This is a genomic window from Arthrobacter sp. 3Tela_A (assembly GCF_049311025.1).
Taxonomy (GTDB): Bacteria; Actinomycetota; Actinomycetes; order Actinomycetales; family Micrococcaceae; genus Arthrobacter_B.
In genome coordinates, this window is record NZ_JAXIOM010000003.1 from 1 (window position 1) to 14,792 (window position 14,792).

At 67.4% G+C, this 14,792-nt stretch carries 13 protein-coding genes; 7 read left to right on the forward strand and 6 right to left on the reverse strand.

Annotation, left to right across the window (positions count from 1 at the left end; translation table 11 throughout):
• Positions 1-79: 79 nt before the first annotated feature.
• Positions 80-757, reverse strand: a complete 678-nt coding sequence (locus tag TVC13_RS01640) for a Crp/Fnr family transcriptional regulator (protein WP_055239104.1) — start codon at positions 755-757, stop codon at positions 80-82.
• A 223-nt stretch (positions 758-980) separates the two neighbouring features.
• On the opposite strand from TVC13_RS01640, the gene TVC13_RS01645 reads away from it, so the two are divergent.
• Complete coding sequence (locus tag TVC13_RS01645; RefSeq protein ID WP_422399504.1) at positions 981-2,162, forward strand: MarP family serine protease; 1,182 nt, start codon at positions 981-983, stop codon at positions 2,160-2,162.
• Here the strand turns inward: TVC13_RS01645 and aroQ are convergent.
• The 3 genes from aroQ to TVC13_RS01660 form a co-directional block, all read right to left on the reverse strand.
• Positions 2,152-2,625: a type II 3-dehydroquinate dehydratase gene (gene aroQ / locus TVC13_RS01650; RefSeq protein WP_422399505.1), complete on the reverse strand. Its 474-nt coding sequence runs from the start codon at positions 2,623-2,625 to the stop codon at positions 2,152-2,154. The two genes, TVC13_RS01645 and aroQ, sit on opposite strands and share 11 nt — an antisense overlap.
• Positions 2,626-2,633: 8 nt before the next feature.
• Positions 2,634-3,962, reverse strand: a complete 1,329-nt coding sequence (locus TVC13_RS01655) for an MFS transporter (RefSeq protein WP_422399506.1) — start codon at positions 3,960-3,962, stop codon at positions 2,634-2,636.
• A 133-nt stretch (positions 3,963-4,095) separates the two neighbouring features.
• Positions 4,096-4,677, reverse strand: coding sequence for a TetR/AcrR family transcriptional regulator (locus TVC13_RS01660; RefSeq protein WP_422399507.1), 582 nt, complete (start codon positions 4,675-4,677; stop codon positions 4,096-4,098).
• 127 nt (positions 4,678-4,804) lie between these two features.
• Between TVC13_RS01660 and TVC13_RS01665 the strand changes: the two genes are divergently transcribed.
• Positions 4,805-5,227 (forward strand): organic hydroperoxide resistance protein, encoded by a 423-nt coding sequence (locus TVC13_RS01665; protein WP_422399508.1) that lies wholly within the window; start codon positions 4,805-4,807, stop codon positions 5,225-5,227.
• Between the two features lie 104 nt (positions 5,228-5,331).
• Here the strand turns inward: TVC13_RS01665 and acs are convergent, their stop codons facing one another.
• On the reverse strand, positions 5,332-7,320 hold the full coding sequence (acs, locus tag TVC13_RS01670; RefSeq protein WP_422399509.1) for an acetate--CoA ligase: 1,989 nt from the start codon (positions 7,318-7,320) through the stop codon (positions 5,332-5,334).
• A 321-nt stretch (positions 7,321-7,641) separates the two neighbouring features.
• Between acs and TVC13_RS01675 the strand changes: the two genes are divergently transcribed.
• The 3 genes from TVC13_RS01675 to TVC13_RS01685 all read left to right on the forward strand — a co-directional run bounded on the left by TVC13_RS01675 (position 7,642) and on the right by TVC13_RS01685 (position 10,569).
• Entirely contained in the window at positions 7,642-9,015 is a 1,374-nt protein-coding gene (locus TVC13_RS01675; protein WP_422399510.1) for a hypothetical protein, read from the forward strand.
• An 82-nt stretch (positions 9,016-9,097) separates the two neighbouring features.
• Complete coding sequence (gene nth, locus TVC13_RS01680) at positions 9,098-9,889, forward strand: endonuclease III (protein WP_422399511.1); 792 nt, start codon at positions 9,098-9,100, stop codon at positions 9,887-9,889.
• Complete coding sequence (locus TVC13_RS01685) at positions 9,886-10,569, forward strand: NUDIX hydrolase (RefSeq protein ID WP_422399512.1); 684 nt, start codon at positions 9,886-9,888, stop codon at positions 10,567-10,569. Before nth ends, TVC13_RS01685 begins: the two co-directional genes overlap by 4 nt.
• Here the strand turns inward: TVC13_RS01685 and TVC13_RS01690 are convergent, their stop codons facing one another.
• The gene (locus TVC13_RS01690; RefSeq protein ID WP_422399513.1) at positions 10,570-12,282 is read right to left on the reverse strand and encodes a bifunctional 3'-5' exonuclease/DNA polymerase; all 1,713 of its coding nucleotides are present in this window, start codon (positions 12,280-12,282) and stop codon (positions 10,570-10,572) included. It abuts the gene before it with no gap.
• 167 nt (positions 12,283-12,449) lie between these two features.
• On the opposite strand from TVC13_RS01690, the gene ssd reads away from it, so the two are divergent.
• Positions 12,450-13,574, forward strand: coding sequence for a septum site-determining protein Ssd (gene ssd / locus TVC13_RS01695; RefSeq protein ID WP_422399514.1), 1,125 nt, complete (start codon positions 12,450-12,452; stop codon positions 13,572-13,574).
• Positions 13,571-14,776 carry a TadA family conjugal transfer-associated ATPase gene (locus TVC13_RS01700; protein ID WP_422399515.1) on the forward strand — a complete coding sequence of 402 codons (1,206 nt, stop codon included), beginning with the start codon at positions 13,571-13,573 and terminating at the stop codon, positions 14,774-14,776. The genes ssd and TVC13_RS01700 overlap by 4 nt, the downstream gene beginning before the upstream one ends.
• Positions 14,777-14,792: the final 16 nt, after the last annotated feature.

The following is a 14,792-nucleotide window of genomic DNA, read 5'->3' on the forward strand; positions in this document are numbered from 1 at the left end:
CCAAGGCCCCCGCTCAAAAAAAACCCGGCCCCCCCTCCCCAGGGGGGGGGGGGCCCGCCTTCTTGTGTGCTGGAAAAACCTAGCGGGAGCGCTGGCGCAGCCGCTGAACGTCCAGAATGACGACGGCGCGTGCTTCCAGGCGCAGCCAGCCGCGCTGCACGAACTCGGCCAGGGCCTTGTTGACGGTTTCGCGGGAAGCGCCGACCAGCTGGGCCAGTTCTTCCTGCGTCAGCTCGTGGGCAACAAGGATGCCGTCCGTCGCGGGGCGGCCGAAGCGGTCCGCGAGGTCCAGCAGTGCCTTGGCCACGCGGCCCGGAACGTCCGAGAAGACCAGGTCCGCCAGGGACTCGTTGGTGCGGCGCAGGCGGCGGGCCAGAGCCTGCAGCAACTGCACCGACACCTCCGGGCGCGTCTCGATGAGGGCACGCAGGTTCTCGTGGCGCAGTCCGGCAAGACGCGTTTCAGACACAGCGGTGGCTGTGGCGGTGCGGGGGCTCGGGTCAAACAGGGCCATCTCGCCGAAGAGCTCGCCCGGGCCAAGAATTGCCAGCAGGTTCTCGCGTCCGTCAGGAGCTGAACGCCCCAGCTTGATCTTTCCGGACACGATGAAATAGAGCTGGTCGCCCTGGTCACCTTCGCGGAAGACAGAGGCTCCGCGGGACAGATCGACCTCGGTGAGTTCGTCGGTCAGAGCGGCGAAGACGTCGTCTCCCAGTGAGGCGAACAAAGGCGCGCGGCGCAATACCTCGATATCCATGAAATCTCCTGTTAATAGTTGTCGCTTCTACTATCTTGCCGCACCGAACGGGCATGTGACAGCTGTAATAGCTTTGTTCGCCCTCGGATGAGAAAACGCCCGGACCACTGTGGGCGGCGTTACAGCGCCTAAGGAACGGTCAGTGCAGACCGTTAGACTCGGGAGGCAAAAGCGAAAACCCTCCCCGCCCCGCACGTGTACTTACATCATATTGGAGCTCTTTGTGCTCGGATTCACCGTTCTGGACATCATTCTGGGGCTGTCCCTGCTTTTTTACCTGCTGGCAGGGCTGCGGAACGGGCTTGCGGTAACGCTCGGCGGCATTGTGGGCTTCGTCGCCGGGGCTACCGCCGCGTTCTTCGCCATTCCGCTGGTCTCAGGGTGGGTGCCGGATGAGGGGTGGCGTCTGGCTGCGGTGATCGCGACCGCCGTCGTGCTGGTCCTGGTGGGCCACGCTGCGGGGGCGGCGCTGGGCGGTGCCGTGCGGCGCTGGTTTAACTTCGCGCCCCTGCGGGCACTGGACCGGATTCTCGGCGGGGCACTGAACGTAGTGGTCGCCGCCCTGGTGATGTCCATGCTGGCGTTCAGCATCGGAACGCTGGGCATGCCCTTCCTGTCGCAGCAGATCGCTGCTTCGAAGGTCCTAATGACCATCGATTCAATTACCCCCAACGCGGTGAAATCGGTGGCGGCCCAGGTGCGTTCCTTCACCCTGGATGAGGGACTGCCGCGGATTTTCGACGGCGCTGCCCCCGAAGCAGTGGAGCTTCCCGCTGAGGGCATCAGCTCGGAGGCACTGACCGCGGCCTCGGCGTCGGTCTTGAAAATCACCGGCACGGCATTCCAGTGTGGGCAGAACCAGACGGGATCCGGGTTCGTGGTGGCCGAGGACCGGGTCATTACCAATGCCCATGTGGTGGCCGGTGTGAGCGAACCGGTGGTCCAGGTGCCCGGCGGCGGTGTGCTTCCCGGACGGGTGGTGCACTTTGACCCGGCCCGCGACCTGGCAGTTATTGCGGTGGAAAACCTGGCTGCGGAGCCGCTGGAACTCGGCACCGAGCTGGCCGGCGGAACCACAGCGGCATTCGCAGGCTACCCGGCAGGCGGACCGTTCCGGCTTCAGACCGCCGTCGTGCAGAACCTTGGCGATGTGTCCGTGCGGAGCATTTACGGGACCTCCCCTGAGGTGCTGGAGGTGTACACGCTGGCCGCGAACGTGCAGCAGGGCAACTCCGGCGGCCCGCTGCTGGACATCGACGGCCAGGTGGCCGGTGTGGTGTTCGCCAAGACCACCGGCGACCAGCCGATCGGCTATGCGCTGTCCCTGGCCGAACTGGGGCCGATCGCCGAGGCCGCCTCGGAGTACCGCAGTGCGGTTTCCCCGGGGGAGTGCATCAGCGAGTAGCGTCCCCGGCTGCGTTGTCCAGCTTCGCGGCAATGTAGTCCACGGCCATCCGGTAGCCGGCAATCCCGGCACCGCAGATAACCACTTCAGCGACTGCGGAGACGTAGGAGTGGTGGCGGAACTCCTCACGCTTGTGGATGTTGCTCAGGTGTACCTCCACCACTGGCAGGCCCACACCGGAGAGGGCGTCGCGGATCGCCACGGACGTGTGGCTGTATGCGGCGGGGTTGATGACAATAGCGTCGGCCAGGCCCGGTGCCCCATGGATGGCGTCAATCAGGTCGCCCTCGTGGTTGGACTGGATGCAGTCCGCCGTCCAGCCGTGGGCTTCGGCGGCCGCTACGGCGGCTGCCTCAACGTCATCCAGGGTGTCCGTCCCGTAAACCGCGGGTTCACGCGTGCCGAGCAGGTTCAGGTTGGGGCCGTTCAGGACCAGGAGGTTGCGGGTGCGTTCGGTAGTCATGGATTCAACTATGCCTCAACCGCGGCGCCCTCCTGCGTCTGTGACTGTGCCCGGATCCTGCGTGCCGCGGCGAGGGCGCCGGCAATGGTAATCAGGGACATCAGGGCCAGCACCGCCCCGGGATGCCACCAGGCTGCGGAGGTAGCCTCGGAGAAGAGCTGGGTCACTGCCGGCGTGAAGCCGGCGGCGATTCCCGCAAAGCTGTAGGCCAGGGACATGGCCGTGTAACCGGTCCGGGCAGGGAAGAGGTCCGCCATCAGCCCGCCCAGCGCAGCCCAGGCTGCCGTCGGGGCGATGCCGCCGACCAGGATGGTCAGGATGTACAGCGGCTGGTCGGCGATGCTGATCAGGTAGTACAGCGGGAAGGAAATCAGCGCTGTTGCCGCGGCGCCGCCGGCAACTACCTTCGCCGAACCGATTTTGGTCGCCAGCCACCCGAAGGCGGGAATGGTGGCCAGCTGCAGCACCGAGCCCACGAGTGCGGCGTTGAGCACCGTGGATTCAGACAGTCCCAGGACGGTGGTGCCGTAGGCCTGTGTATAGGTGGTCATGAGGAAGTACGATCCGATGCCCAGCAGTGCGGCGGCCATGGCAATGACGACGGCGGCGGGCTGGCTGCGCAGCACCTCCAGGACCGGAACACGGGCCACCTGGTGGTGCTCTGCGACGTCCTTGAAGACCGGGGTCTCATCAATAGCCAGACGCAGGTAGAGCGCCACGGCCATAAAAGGGAACGCGAGCAGGAACGGAATGCGCCAGACGCCGGCTTCCATGGCTTCGGGGGAGACCTGCGTGAGGATCAGGAAGGTTGCGGTGACCATGATGGTGCCGACCGGTGAGCCGATCTGCGGGATGGCTGCGTAGAGGGCACGTTTGCGTGGTTCGGCGTGTTCACTCGCAATCAGGACGGCGCCGCCCCATTCCCCGCCCACGGCCAGGCCCTGCAGCAGCCGCAGGGCTACCAGGAGAACCGGGGCCCAGACCCCGATTGCGGAATAGTCAGGCAGCAGGCCGATGACGCCGGTGGCCAGGCCCATCAGGACGATCGTGTAGATGAGGGACTTCTTCCGGCCCACCCGGTCACCGATGTGGCCGAACAGCACGGCGCCCAGTGGCCGGGCAACGAAGCCCATGCCCAGGGACAGGAATGCCAGCAGGGTGCCGGTCAGCGGGTCCACGTCCGGGAAGAACACCCGATTGAGGATCAGGGCGGCGGCGGTGCCAAAGACGTAGAAATCATAGGATTCAAGTGCTGTACCGACGAAGGATGCGCCGGCGACCCTGCGGGCCATCCGGGAGCGCTGTACGGGGTTCACCGTTGTGGAGGAAGTAGACACAAGTGCTGATTGTGCTATTTGTGTGCGACTTTCGCCACTCGCAGAGCCGAACGTCACCAATTGGGTCGCTGGGCGCAGCCCTCCTGCGCCGAACGGCAGCTCAGGCAACCGCCGGAAACAGGGGACCGCCGGCTTAGGAGCGGTCTGCGGGAATGTGCTGCTCAAGGACGGCGCGTCCGGCCTGAAGGAGAGAATCCGCGACCGCAGCCGGGTCGTCCACGTAGCCGTGGACCATGGCGCCGTCGCGCAGCATGATCAACTGGTCCGCGGCCAGCTCCGGGTGCTGCGCCCCCAGCCGGCCTGCCAGCTCGGCCACCAGGCCGCGGAACCAGTCCCGGTGGCGCCCGACGGCGGCCCGGACCGGGTGATCGGCGGCGGGGTATTCGGCGGCGGCGTTGATGAACGGGCAGCCGCGGAATCCAGGCCGGCACGCTTCGGTGCCCATGGCCTCGGCTAGGGCCCTGAGTGCCTCGCAGGGATCCTCCGGCAGCGTCCCGGCTGCTGTGCGGATCTGTGCGGACTGACGGTCAAGGTAGGCAGCCACCAGATCGTCCTTGGTGGGGAAGTGGCGGTAGAAGGTGACCTTGGTGGTCGCTGCGGCGGCAATGATCTTGTCTGCGCTGACTGCGCGGATGCCGTCGCGGTAGAAGGCCTCGGTTGCGGCGTCGAGGATGCGCTCGCGGACCGGAGCCGCGCCGGGCTGCTGTGCTGCCATTCGGATCTCCTGGGAAAGCCGTCCGGAGGGACTGGCCATTTGTAGACTTACTAGTTAGTCTACAAGCAGAACGGCGGAAAGCTCCGCTCTTCGCATGCCAAGTGTTTCCAACTTGAAGGAGAACCCGATGAGCGCCCTTTACACAGCAGTTGCCACGGCTACCGGCGACGGCCGGAACGGAGAGGCCCGCACCAGCGACGGCCTGCTGGAAGTGGACCTCGCCGTTCCCACCGAGATGGGCGGCGCCGGCGGTGCCACCAACCCCGAGCAGCTTTTCGCCGTAGGCTATGCCGCGTGCTTTCACTCAGCTCTGAAGATGGTGGCCCGCCAGGCCAAGGTTGAGATCAGCGACAGCGCCGTAACCTCCGAGGTCAGCATTAACCCGAATGAAGAGGGCGGCTTCCAGCTCTCCGTCGCCCTGCACGTGGAGATGTCCGGCGTCGACCAGGCCATGGCGGACAAGCTGGTCCAGGAAGCCCACCAGGTGTGCCCCTACTCGAACGCCACCCGCGGCAACATCGAGGTGGATGTGGACGCCGTCGTCGGCTAATCCGCACCTATCCCCGCGGGACGAACAAAACGAGATAACAGAAACTGCCCGTATCAGGCTCGATACGGGCAGTTTCTGTTATCTCGATGTGCGTTGAGCGGAACCTACTTGCGCAGGGACTCCGCGATCTGGGACATCACTGTGTTGTCCGCCAGAGTGCTTGAATCGCCCGGCTCGCGGCCTTCTGCCACATCCTTGAGCAGGCGCCGCATGATCTTTCCGGAACGGGTCTTGGGCAGCTCGGGAACCACGAGGATGTGCCGGGGCTTGGCGATCGGGCCGATCTCCTTGCCCACGTGGTTGCGCAGCGTGGTGACGATGTCGTCGTCGTCCTTGGCGCTGCCGCGCAGGATCACGAACGCGACCACTGCCTCGCCGGTGGTGTCATCGGTGGCGCCGACCACGGCAGCTTCAGCCACCGAAGGATGGCTAACCAGCGCGGATTCGATTTCCGTGGTGGAGAGCCGATGCCCGGAAACGTTCATCACATCATCCACGCGGCCCAGCAGCCAGATGTCCCCGTCCTCGTCCTTCTTGGCGCCGTCGCCCGCGAAGTACATGTTGTCGAACCGGGACCAGTAGGTGTCCTTGAAACGTTCCGGGTCTCCCCAGATGCCGCGCAGCATGGACGGCCACGGCTCCTTGACCACCAGGAAGCCGCCGGAGCCGTTCGGGACCGTTTCGCCCATCTCGTCAACGACGTCCACGGAGATGCCGGGCACCGGAACCTGGGCCGAGCCGGGCTTGGTAGCGGTCACACCGGGCATCGGAGCGATCATGTGCGCACCGGTTTCGGTCTGCCACCAGGTGTCCACGATCGGTGCCGGGATTTCCTTCTTGCCGCCGTTGGCACCGATGACCTGCCGGTACCACATCCACGCTTCGGGGTTGATGGGTTCGCCCACCGTGCCCAGCACCCGGATGGAGTCCAGGTTGAACTTGCCGGGGATGTCCCGCCCCCACTTCATGCACGTCCGGATCGCGGTCGGCGCGGTGTAGAGGATGGAGACCTTGTACTTCTCCACCAGCTCCCACCAGCGTCCCTGGTGCGGGGTGTCCGGGGTGCCCTCGTACATCAGCTGCGTGGCGCCGTTGACCAGCGGCGCGTAGGCGACGTAGCTGTGGCCGGTGACCCAGCCGACGTCGGCGGTGCACCAGTAGACGTCGCTCTCCGGCTTCAGGTCGAAGGTAGCCCGGTGGGTGAACGCAGTCTGCGCCAGGTAGCCGCCGGTGGTGTGCAGGATGCCCTTCGGCTTCCCGGTGGTGCCGGAGGTGTAGAGGATGAACAGCGGGTGCTCGGAGTCGTGCGGTACCGGGGTGTGCTCGGTGGCGGCGGAACCGACGACGTCGTCCCACCAGAGATCGCGGCCTTCGGTCCACTCGACGGGCTCACCGTTGCGCTTGACGACGACGACGTTGGTGACGGTGTGCCCTTCCTTCACCAGGGACTCATCGACTGCCGGCTTGAGGAGGCTGGGCTTTCCCCGCCGGTAGGAACCGTCAGCGGTGACGACCAGCTTGGCCTCGGCGTCGTCGATGCGGCTGCGCAGGGCGTCAGCAGAGAAGCCGCCGAAAACCACTGAATGCACGGCTCCGATGCGCGCGCAGGCCAGCATGGTGATCACGGCTTCGGGAATCATGGGCAGGTAGACGGCTACGCGGTCGCCCTTGGTGACACCGAGGGATTCGAAGGCGTTGGCTGCTTTCTTCACTTCCTCGGTGAGCTGGGCATACGTGTAGGTGCGGGTGTCTCCTGGCTCGCCTTCAAAGTAGATGGCGACGCGGTCTCCGCGGCCCTCTTCCACATGCCGGTCAAGGGCGTTGTAGGAAGCGTTCAGCTTGCCGCCCACGAACCACTTGGCGAACGGTGCGTCGCTCCAGTCCAGGGTCTGGGTGAAGTCCTCATCCCAGCTGAGCAGTTCGCGCGCCTGCTTGGCCCAGAACTCAGGGCCGGACTCGGCAGCCTCTTCGTAGAGACCGGGCTGCGCCACGGCTGAGGCGGCGAATTCCGCGCTTGGCGGAAAGCTGCGGCGCTCGTGGTAGAGGTTCTCCAGTGCGTCACCGTGCTGCTTGACCGGAGGCTGTTCAGACATCTCGGACCCTTTCCGTTGGCTTGGACCCGGCGCCGGGGCCGGGCTTCTGCCCGGCCGGCGGGGCTGTTAGTGATGTTGTCCTTACCCTAACGCGGCAGCGGCGAAGGTGTGGCACCGGTCACAGCGGCCTCCGTGAAACGATGTAATTATGCGATAAACGGTAGCCCCGGGGCCCCGGCACGGGGGTGAACCGGTAGTCTGGCCTGCTGGCGTTGACTAGGCTGTCACTGAGAGCAAACCGCTTGAGGTGCCGCCGTGGCGGTGCCCTGCACGGTCGGCGCACCCGCCTTCCGGATGGCTGCTGTCGGAACGGAGAACAGAATGAACCAGCCCCACGTTGAACACGAGGAACGCGCTGCCGCGGATGCCGCAGGCCCGCAGGGCGCTGAACCGGGATCAGGGGTTCGTGCGGTAGCGGGGCCCTTCGGGCTGCGTGACGTTATTGTTGGCTCTGCCGTGCTGGTGATGCTGATCGGGAGCATCCTTCCCTTCACCATCGGCAGCGGACGCAACCTGTGGACAGCTTTCAGCCTGTTCTACGTCGGGATCGGCATCATTATGCCCCTGGTGGTGGCAGGGCTTTTCGCTGCCCGCCGGCTCGCCCCGTCCACCCGGCTGCGGGTCGGGTCCCTTTCCCTGGACCAGTTCGCTTCCGTGATCGCGGTTCTGGCCGCCATCTTCTTCTTCCTGCAGATCGTCTACGTGTTCAGCGTCGGCTCCCTGCTTGGGCTGATCGGATCCGTGGCGCTGCTGGCCGCAACCACCTTTGCTCCGCATATTCCGCCGTTCGCGGCTGAGTTCAGTGCCCGCACCGAAATCCCCGCGCACCCCGTTGCACGGGACGCCAAGCCGCTTATCCGGGTGCCCAAGCCGGCACCGGCACCGGCGCCTAAGCCCGGCGCTGCCGGTGAGCCTGCAGATGCCACCGCCCCGGGTGTATTCGGCCAGGGCAAGCCTGCCGGGCCCGTTCAGGGCGGTGCTCCGCAGACTGGCATGGCGACCGGCGGAACCCCGCAGCAGCCTGCCGCCGCAGGCCATGGGCCTGCCGGTTCCGGCACCGCAGGACAGTCCGACGGCGCAGCGGGCGCAGCAGGCGCACCGTCAGGTGACCGGACCGGAACGGCCCAGACTGGTTCGGAACGCGGCGCTGGTGCAGGCACCGGCACGGGTGCAGGGATGGCCGGCGCAGCCGCTGCCGGAGCTGCGGCGACGCCCACCACCGCGGGCACGTCCGGCACGTCCGGCACGTCCGGCACGGCCGGCACCCCCGGCAACGGGGGCATGCCCGGTGCGCCGGGAACAAACGCAACCGGGAGCGGTACCGGCTCGGCCGGAACAGAGCGGGAAACCGCTGTCCCCGCCGGCGAAGATCCGCTTCCCGCCACCACAGTGAACCCTGCCGTCCAGGGCGGGGCAGCGGCGTCGAACACCCAGTCCCAGGAGTCCATCTCCGCCACGCGCGAAGAGAATGAGAACGTGGTGGAGGCCTTCTGGTTCGCAGTCGGCACGCCGCGGCAGATCGTCGACGAACGCACCGGCCTGCCGCTGTTTATGTTCTACCCGGGTGACTGGGAGCTGGGACTGGAAGACCGCGGCCACGAGTTCCTCGTCCAGGACAAGCGCACCGGTCGGATTGGCGTCCTGCGGGACCTGACCAACATCGAGCGTGTCAGCGACGACAGCTCCGGCCACTAACAGACCACCCCACCGATGCCCCGGCGCCCGGATTCTTCCGAAAGCGCCGGGGCATCGTTGACTGCGAAGGACACCATCTGAGATGCCAACCGGCAACGATGCCTCACCGCTGGCACTGAAGCGGCGTGCGCGGAAAATCAACCGCCTGCTGGGGGAGCTGTACCCCTACGCTGTAGCGGAACTGGACTTCACCAACGCCTTTGAGCTGCTCATCGCCACGGTGCTCTCCGCCCAGACCACCGACGTGCGCGTCAACGCCGTCACCCCCGTCCTGTTCGCCCGCTATCCGGATGCCCGGGCCCTCGCCGAGGCGGACGAGGCCGAGCTGCAGGAACTGATCCGGCCCACCGGTTTCTTCCGCGCCAAGTCGGCCGCGATCAAGAAGCTTGCCACCCAGATCGTTGACGATTACGACGGTGAGGTGCCCAACAAGCTCGAAGACCTGGTGAAGCTGGCCGGCGTCGGCCGCAAAACCGCCAACGTCGTGCTCGGCAACGCCTTCGGGGTCCCCGGGATCACGGTAGACACCCACTTCCTGCGCCTGTCCCGCCGGTTCGGCTGGACGGAGTCGAAGGATCCGGTGAAGGTCGAGGAGGACGTGGCGCAGCTTTTTGAGCCCAAGGACTGGACGCCGCTGTCCAACCGGGTGGTCTTCCACGGCCGCCGGGTCTGCCACGCCAAGAAGCCCGCCTGCGGTGCGTGCGCCGTCGCGCAGCTCTGCCCTTCCTACGGGGAAGGCGAAACGGACCCGGACAAGGCACGGAAGCTGCTCAAGTACGAGCTTGCCCCCGGACGCGAGGATCTGCTGGCCCGGATGATGGCCTCCGAAACCAGGGCCCAGCTGCGGGCTGCCGGCTACGGGCTCGAAGCATGAGCGCTCAGGCGCAACTGGAAGCGTTTGGCAGCCTAATCAGCAACGGAGGCGGACGCTTCGGCCGGGACCTGCGTTTCCTTACCCGCGCCGTCGACCCGGCGGTGGCCCGGGAGGCCGCGGTGCTCATCCTCTTTGGTGTCCTGGACAACAAGCCCGCCCGCTTCCATTCCGAGGCGGTCCCCGACGACCTCGACGTTCTGTTCGTTGAACGTGCCTCCACCCTGAACGACCACCCCGGCCAGGTGGCTTTCCCGGGCGGCGGGGTGGACGCCGCCGACGCCGATGCGATAGCCGCGGCCCTGCGCGAAGCGAACGAGGAAACCGGGCTGGACCCCAGCGGCGTGCGGGTGCTGGGCACCCTGCCCAAGGTAGGGCTGCCGGTCAGCAACTTCCTGGTCACCCCGGTCCTGGGCTGGTGGGATAAACCCACCCCGGTGGACGTGGTGGACGAAGCCGAATCCGCCTCGGTGTTCCGGGTACCGGTTGCTGACCTGCTGAACCCGGCCAACCGGCGGACCACCGTGCTGCGCCGAGGCGCGCAGGAACACCGCGGGCCGGCGTTCCTGGTCAACGGTGTGGTGGTCTGGGGTTTCACCGCCCTGCTGCTGGACGAGGTTTTCAACCAGCTCGGCTGGACCCTGCCCTGGGACGAGACCCGTGAAATGGTTCCGCCGCTGTAGCTACTTCGCCTCGGCGTAGGAGTCGACGGCGGCACACACCACGGGGAACTCCAGCGGAATCCTGCCGAAGAGCAGCTCCGTAGCTTCTGCAGCCGCTTCGGTGACGATCGCCTCTGCCTCCTGGACGCGCGCGGCAGGAACCTCGAGCATCACCTCGTCATGCAGGAAAAACACGAGCCGCCCCGCCGGTGAGGGCCCCGACGCCGCCCGCAGCCGCCGTCGTATTCCCGCCAGCCAGCAGGTCGCCCACTCGGCAGCGGTGCCCTGCACCACGAAGTTCCGCGTGAAACGGCCCCGGGAGCGGGCGAGGTTGTCCGCCCGGCGCTGCTCCTCGGCCGATGCTGTCCGCTGCGAGGCCAGCCAGCGTTCGGAGGCCGGGGGAGTGCTGCGGCCGAGCCGGCTGGAAACCGTCCCGCCGGTTTCGCCGGTGCGCGCGGCGCGTTCCACGACGGCGATCGCCCGGGGATAATTGCGCGTCAGGACGGGCATCAGCCGGCCGGCTTCGCCGCTGGTCGCTCCGTACATGGCGCCGAGCATTGCGACCTTCGCCAGCGACCTGTCCCCGTTAAAGCCCTGGTCCGCGATGCCCTGGTACAGGTCCTTGCCCCGGGCTGCGGCGGCCAGCGCCGAATCCTGGCCCAGTGCGGCAAGAACGCGCGGTTCGAGCTGGGCAGCGTCGGCCACCAGGAGTTTGTGGCCGGGATCTGCGCGCACGGCGTCGCGGACGTATTTCGGGATCTGCAGGGCACCGCCGCCGCGGGAGGACCAGCGTCCGGACACCACGCCGCCGACTACATACTCGGTACGGAACCTGCCGTTCTCCACCCAGTCATCGAGCCAGTTCCAGCCGCTGGAGGAGAGCAGCCGGGCTAGTTTTTTGTACCGCAGCAGCGGTTCGATCGCGGGGTGGTTCTGCTGCTCCAGCTCCCAGGTGCGGGTGGTGCGGACTTCAACGCCGGCACGGTGCAGGGCCCGCAGCAGTTCCTGGGGGGAATCGGGGTTGAAGGAAGGGTTGCCAAGTTTGGTCCGCAGCTCTGCGGCCGCGGCTTCCAGTTTCGCTGGGCGCTGGCCTTCCGGCGGGCGCGGGCCCAGCTGCTCTTCGAGCATGGCTTCGTGCAGGTCCCGGCGCCAGGGAATGCCGGCGTGCTCCATTTCCGCGGCGACCAGACCACCGGCTGATTCGGCCGCGAGCAGCAGGGTAAGCCGGCGCCGCTCCGGGCTTCCGGCGACGGCGGCGAGCTGGTCCTGGAGCTCTTCGGTGAGTTCCTCGGCCGTGCGGGTGTGCTGCCGGGTGCGGGGGTCGAGGGACTCTTCGCCGTCGAGCCCTTCGAACAGGGAACCCTGGTCCGGTGCCGGCGGCACCGGCAGCAGCTGGCGGGGTGCCAGGTCCGGTTCGTCCTCCGGGCGCCGGGCCCGCAGTTCCTTGATGTAGGGCGTTGCGGCGGCGAATTCGGAGTTGCGCAGGATCTCCCGGCACAGCGTGAGGTCGTGGCTGCGCTCCACGCTGATTCCTGCGGCCAGGAGCCTGCCGTAGGTGTCCCGGCTCCGGTCCCAGACCCAGCGGACGGGCTGCTGCTCCGCGTGCGCCACGGCGCCCGCCAGCTTCGCTCCGGGGACGACGGCGGCCGGTGCGGTGGGTGCCCCCGCGGCGTCGGCCGGCTGCAGGACCCAGGCATCGGCGCCACCGGGTGCGGGAGCGAGGACAAGGTACATGCCTTCATTCTTCCCTGTTCCGGGAACAGGAACGGACGGCGCTACGTGATGGGCGTCTGGCTGGCTTTCCCTCCACACCGGTGGCCGGCAGCTGTTCGGCTGTCCTTCTGTCCCCAGCTTGCCCGCGGTGGCGCTGTGGCCGCCGCCGGACACAGATGGTGGAGCACATGACGGACACTCTTCCCTGGACCCCGCCGACTCGGCGGGCGCAGCCGGACCGGCAGTCTTTTCCGGAGACCGGCGGCCCGGACGCCGTGCTGGTGCTGCCCCGAAACCAGCGGCTCCAGGACGAAGTAGCGCGGATAGCTGTGGCAGCGGGCATAGCGCTGGAGACGGCTGACACCCTTGCCGGGGCTTTGGCGTTCTCTCCGGGCATTCTGCTGGTGGACACGCATGAGCTCGAACGAGGGGGCCGGGCACTCGGCGCTGTCCGCAGTGCAGAAACCATCTGCGTGGGTTTCGAAGCGGATGAACCATGGCGGCAGTCCGCACGGTACGGGGTAGACGGGGTGGCAGTCCTGCCCCAGGCCGCTGCCTGGCTGGCAGAGCATCTGGCCCGCCGCAACAGTCCCACCGGCCGCATCCTCGGAGTGGCCGGCATGTTCGGCGGGGCCGGCGGTTCCACGCTGGCTTGCCTGCTGGCCAGGGAAGCTGCCGAATCCGGGCAGCAGGTGCTGCTCGCCGAGGCGGGCAGCAACGGAGGAGGGCTTGAGTATCTGCTGGGCGCGGTAGAGACGGGCGGGCTGCGATGGTCCGATTTGGCAGGCATCGAGGGCACAGTCAATCCGGCGCAGCTGGCCGCGGCGCTTCCTGAAGCCGGAGGATTTGCCGTGCTCAGCCATGGTGCCGGTGAGCCCGTCCCGGAGGGATTGGAGAACGAGGTGCAGCCGGCGGTCCTGCAGGCGGGGCGGGCAGCCTTTGAGCTGACTGTCCTGGATCTGGGTTCCTGCCCGCCGCGGCACTCCCCGGCACTGGAACAGAGCGACGTGCTGCTGGCAGTGGTGGGTGGCGGCACGGCCCGGCTCTTGGCGGCACGGTCATGGTGGAACAGTCTGGGACCCGGCATCCCGCAGGCCTTCGCCGTTGTCCGCGGCCCGCTGCCGGAAGGCATGGACGAGGTTAGAGCTGCGGACCTGCTGGGGATGGACCTGGCGGGGTATCTGCCCTGGATGCGTTCCGTGGCCGTGGCGTCCGACGGCGGACGGCTGCTGGAGGTCCGGCGCCGACGAATCCGCCGGGCAGTCACCCGTATCCTCACGGCAGCCGGGCCGGGAACGGGCAGGGAGCTGTGAGCGGACCGGGGCGGCGGGCACGCCGAATACTGCCGCCTGAAGGCCCGGACACGTATGCCGCGGGACTGGTGAATCAGATCCGCGAGGACGTGCTCGCCGGCGATGTCCCCGTCACCGGGGCGCGGCTGGCTGCGGCGGTGCATGCGAGCGGGAGGCTGCTGGGATCGGAGGGCGGGCTCCGTGCCGTTGACCGGGTACATGCAGACCTGCAGGGACTTGGGCCGCTGCAGGCGCTGCTCCGGATTCCAGGGCTGACGGACATCCTGGTCAACGGCCCGCATGAAGTATGGATTGATACCGGAACGGGACTGGCCCGGACAGAGGTCCGCTTCGACTCCGAGGCCGAGCTGCAGGGGCTGGCCGTTCGCCTGATCGCCGCCGGCGGGCGTCGATTAGACGATTCCTGCCCGTGCGCCGACGTACAGCTTCGGGGATACCGGGTGCACGCGGTCCTGCCGCCGGTCTCCACCGGATCCACCCTGCTCTCGATACGGCTGAGGGCCGGGGAGACCTTCTCTCTGGAGGACCTTGCCGCCGCCGGAATGATGGATGCACAGTGCGCAGGCATCCTGAAGCAGATCGTTGCATCCCGGCAGAATTTCCTGATCAGCGGTGCCACGGGAACCGGGAAAACCACCCTGCTCTCCAGCCTGTTGTCGCTGTGCGAACCGGACGAGCGGCTGGTATTGATCGAGGACGCAGCCGAGCTGCTGCCCCGTCATCCCCACGTCATTGGGCTGCAGGCCAGGCACACCAACATAGAACGCGCCGGTGCCGTGGATTTGCCTGACCTGCTCCGGCAGGCCATGCGGATGCGTCCGGACCGCCTGGTGGTGGGGGAGTGCCGCGGGGCCGAAGTGCGGGAACTGCTCGCCGCCATGAACACGGGACACGACGGCGCCGGCGGCACCATCCATTCAAGTGCTGCCGCCACCGTGCCGGCGCGGCTGGCAGCGCTTGGTGCGCTCGCCGGACTGGATTCACGTGCCCTTGCGCTGCAGGCATCTGGTGCACTGGACGCCGTTGTCCATCTTGAACGCGGGCCGGAGGGACGCTATGTAGCTGAAATCGCGGTCCTCGACTCGCCCGGTGACGGTCAGCTCGTTACCATCACCGCGCTGAAGTGCCGCGCGGGGCTATCCACCCCCGGGCCCGGGTGGGACAGGCTGCAGGCACGCCTCACGGCAGGAAGGGTGCGGTGAGTTCCGGTGTCCGGCA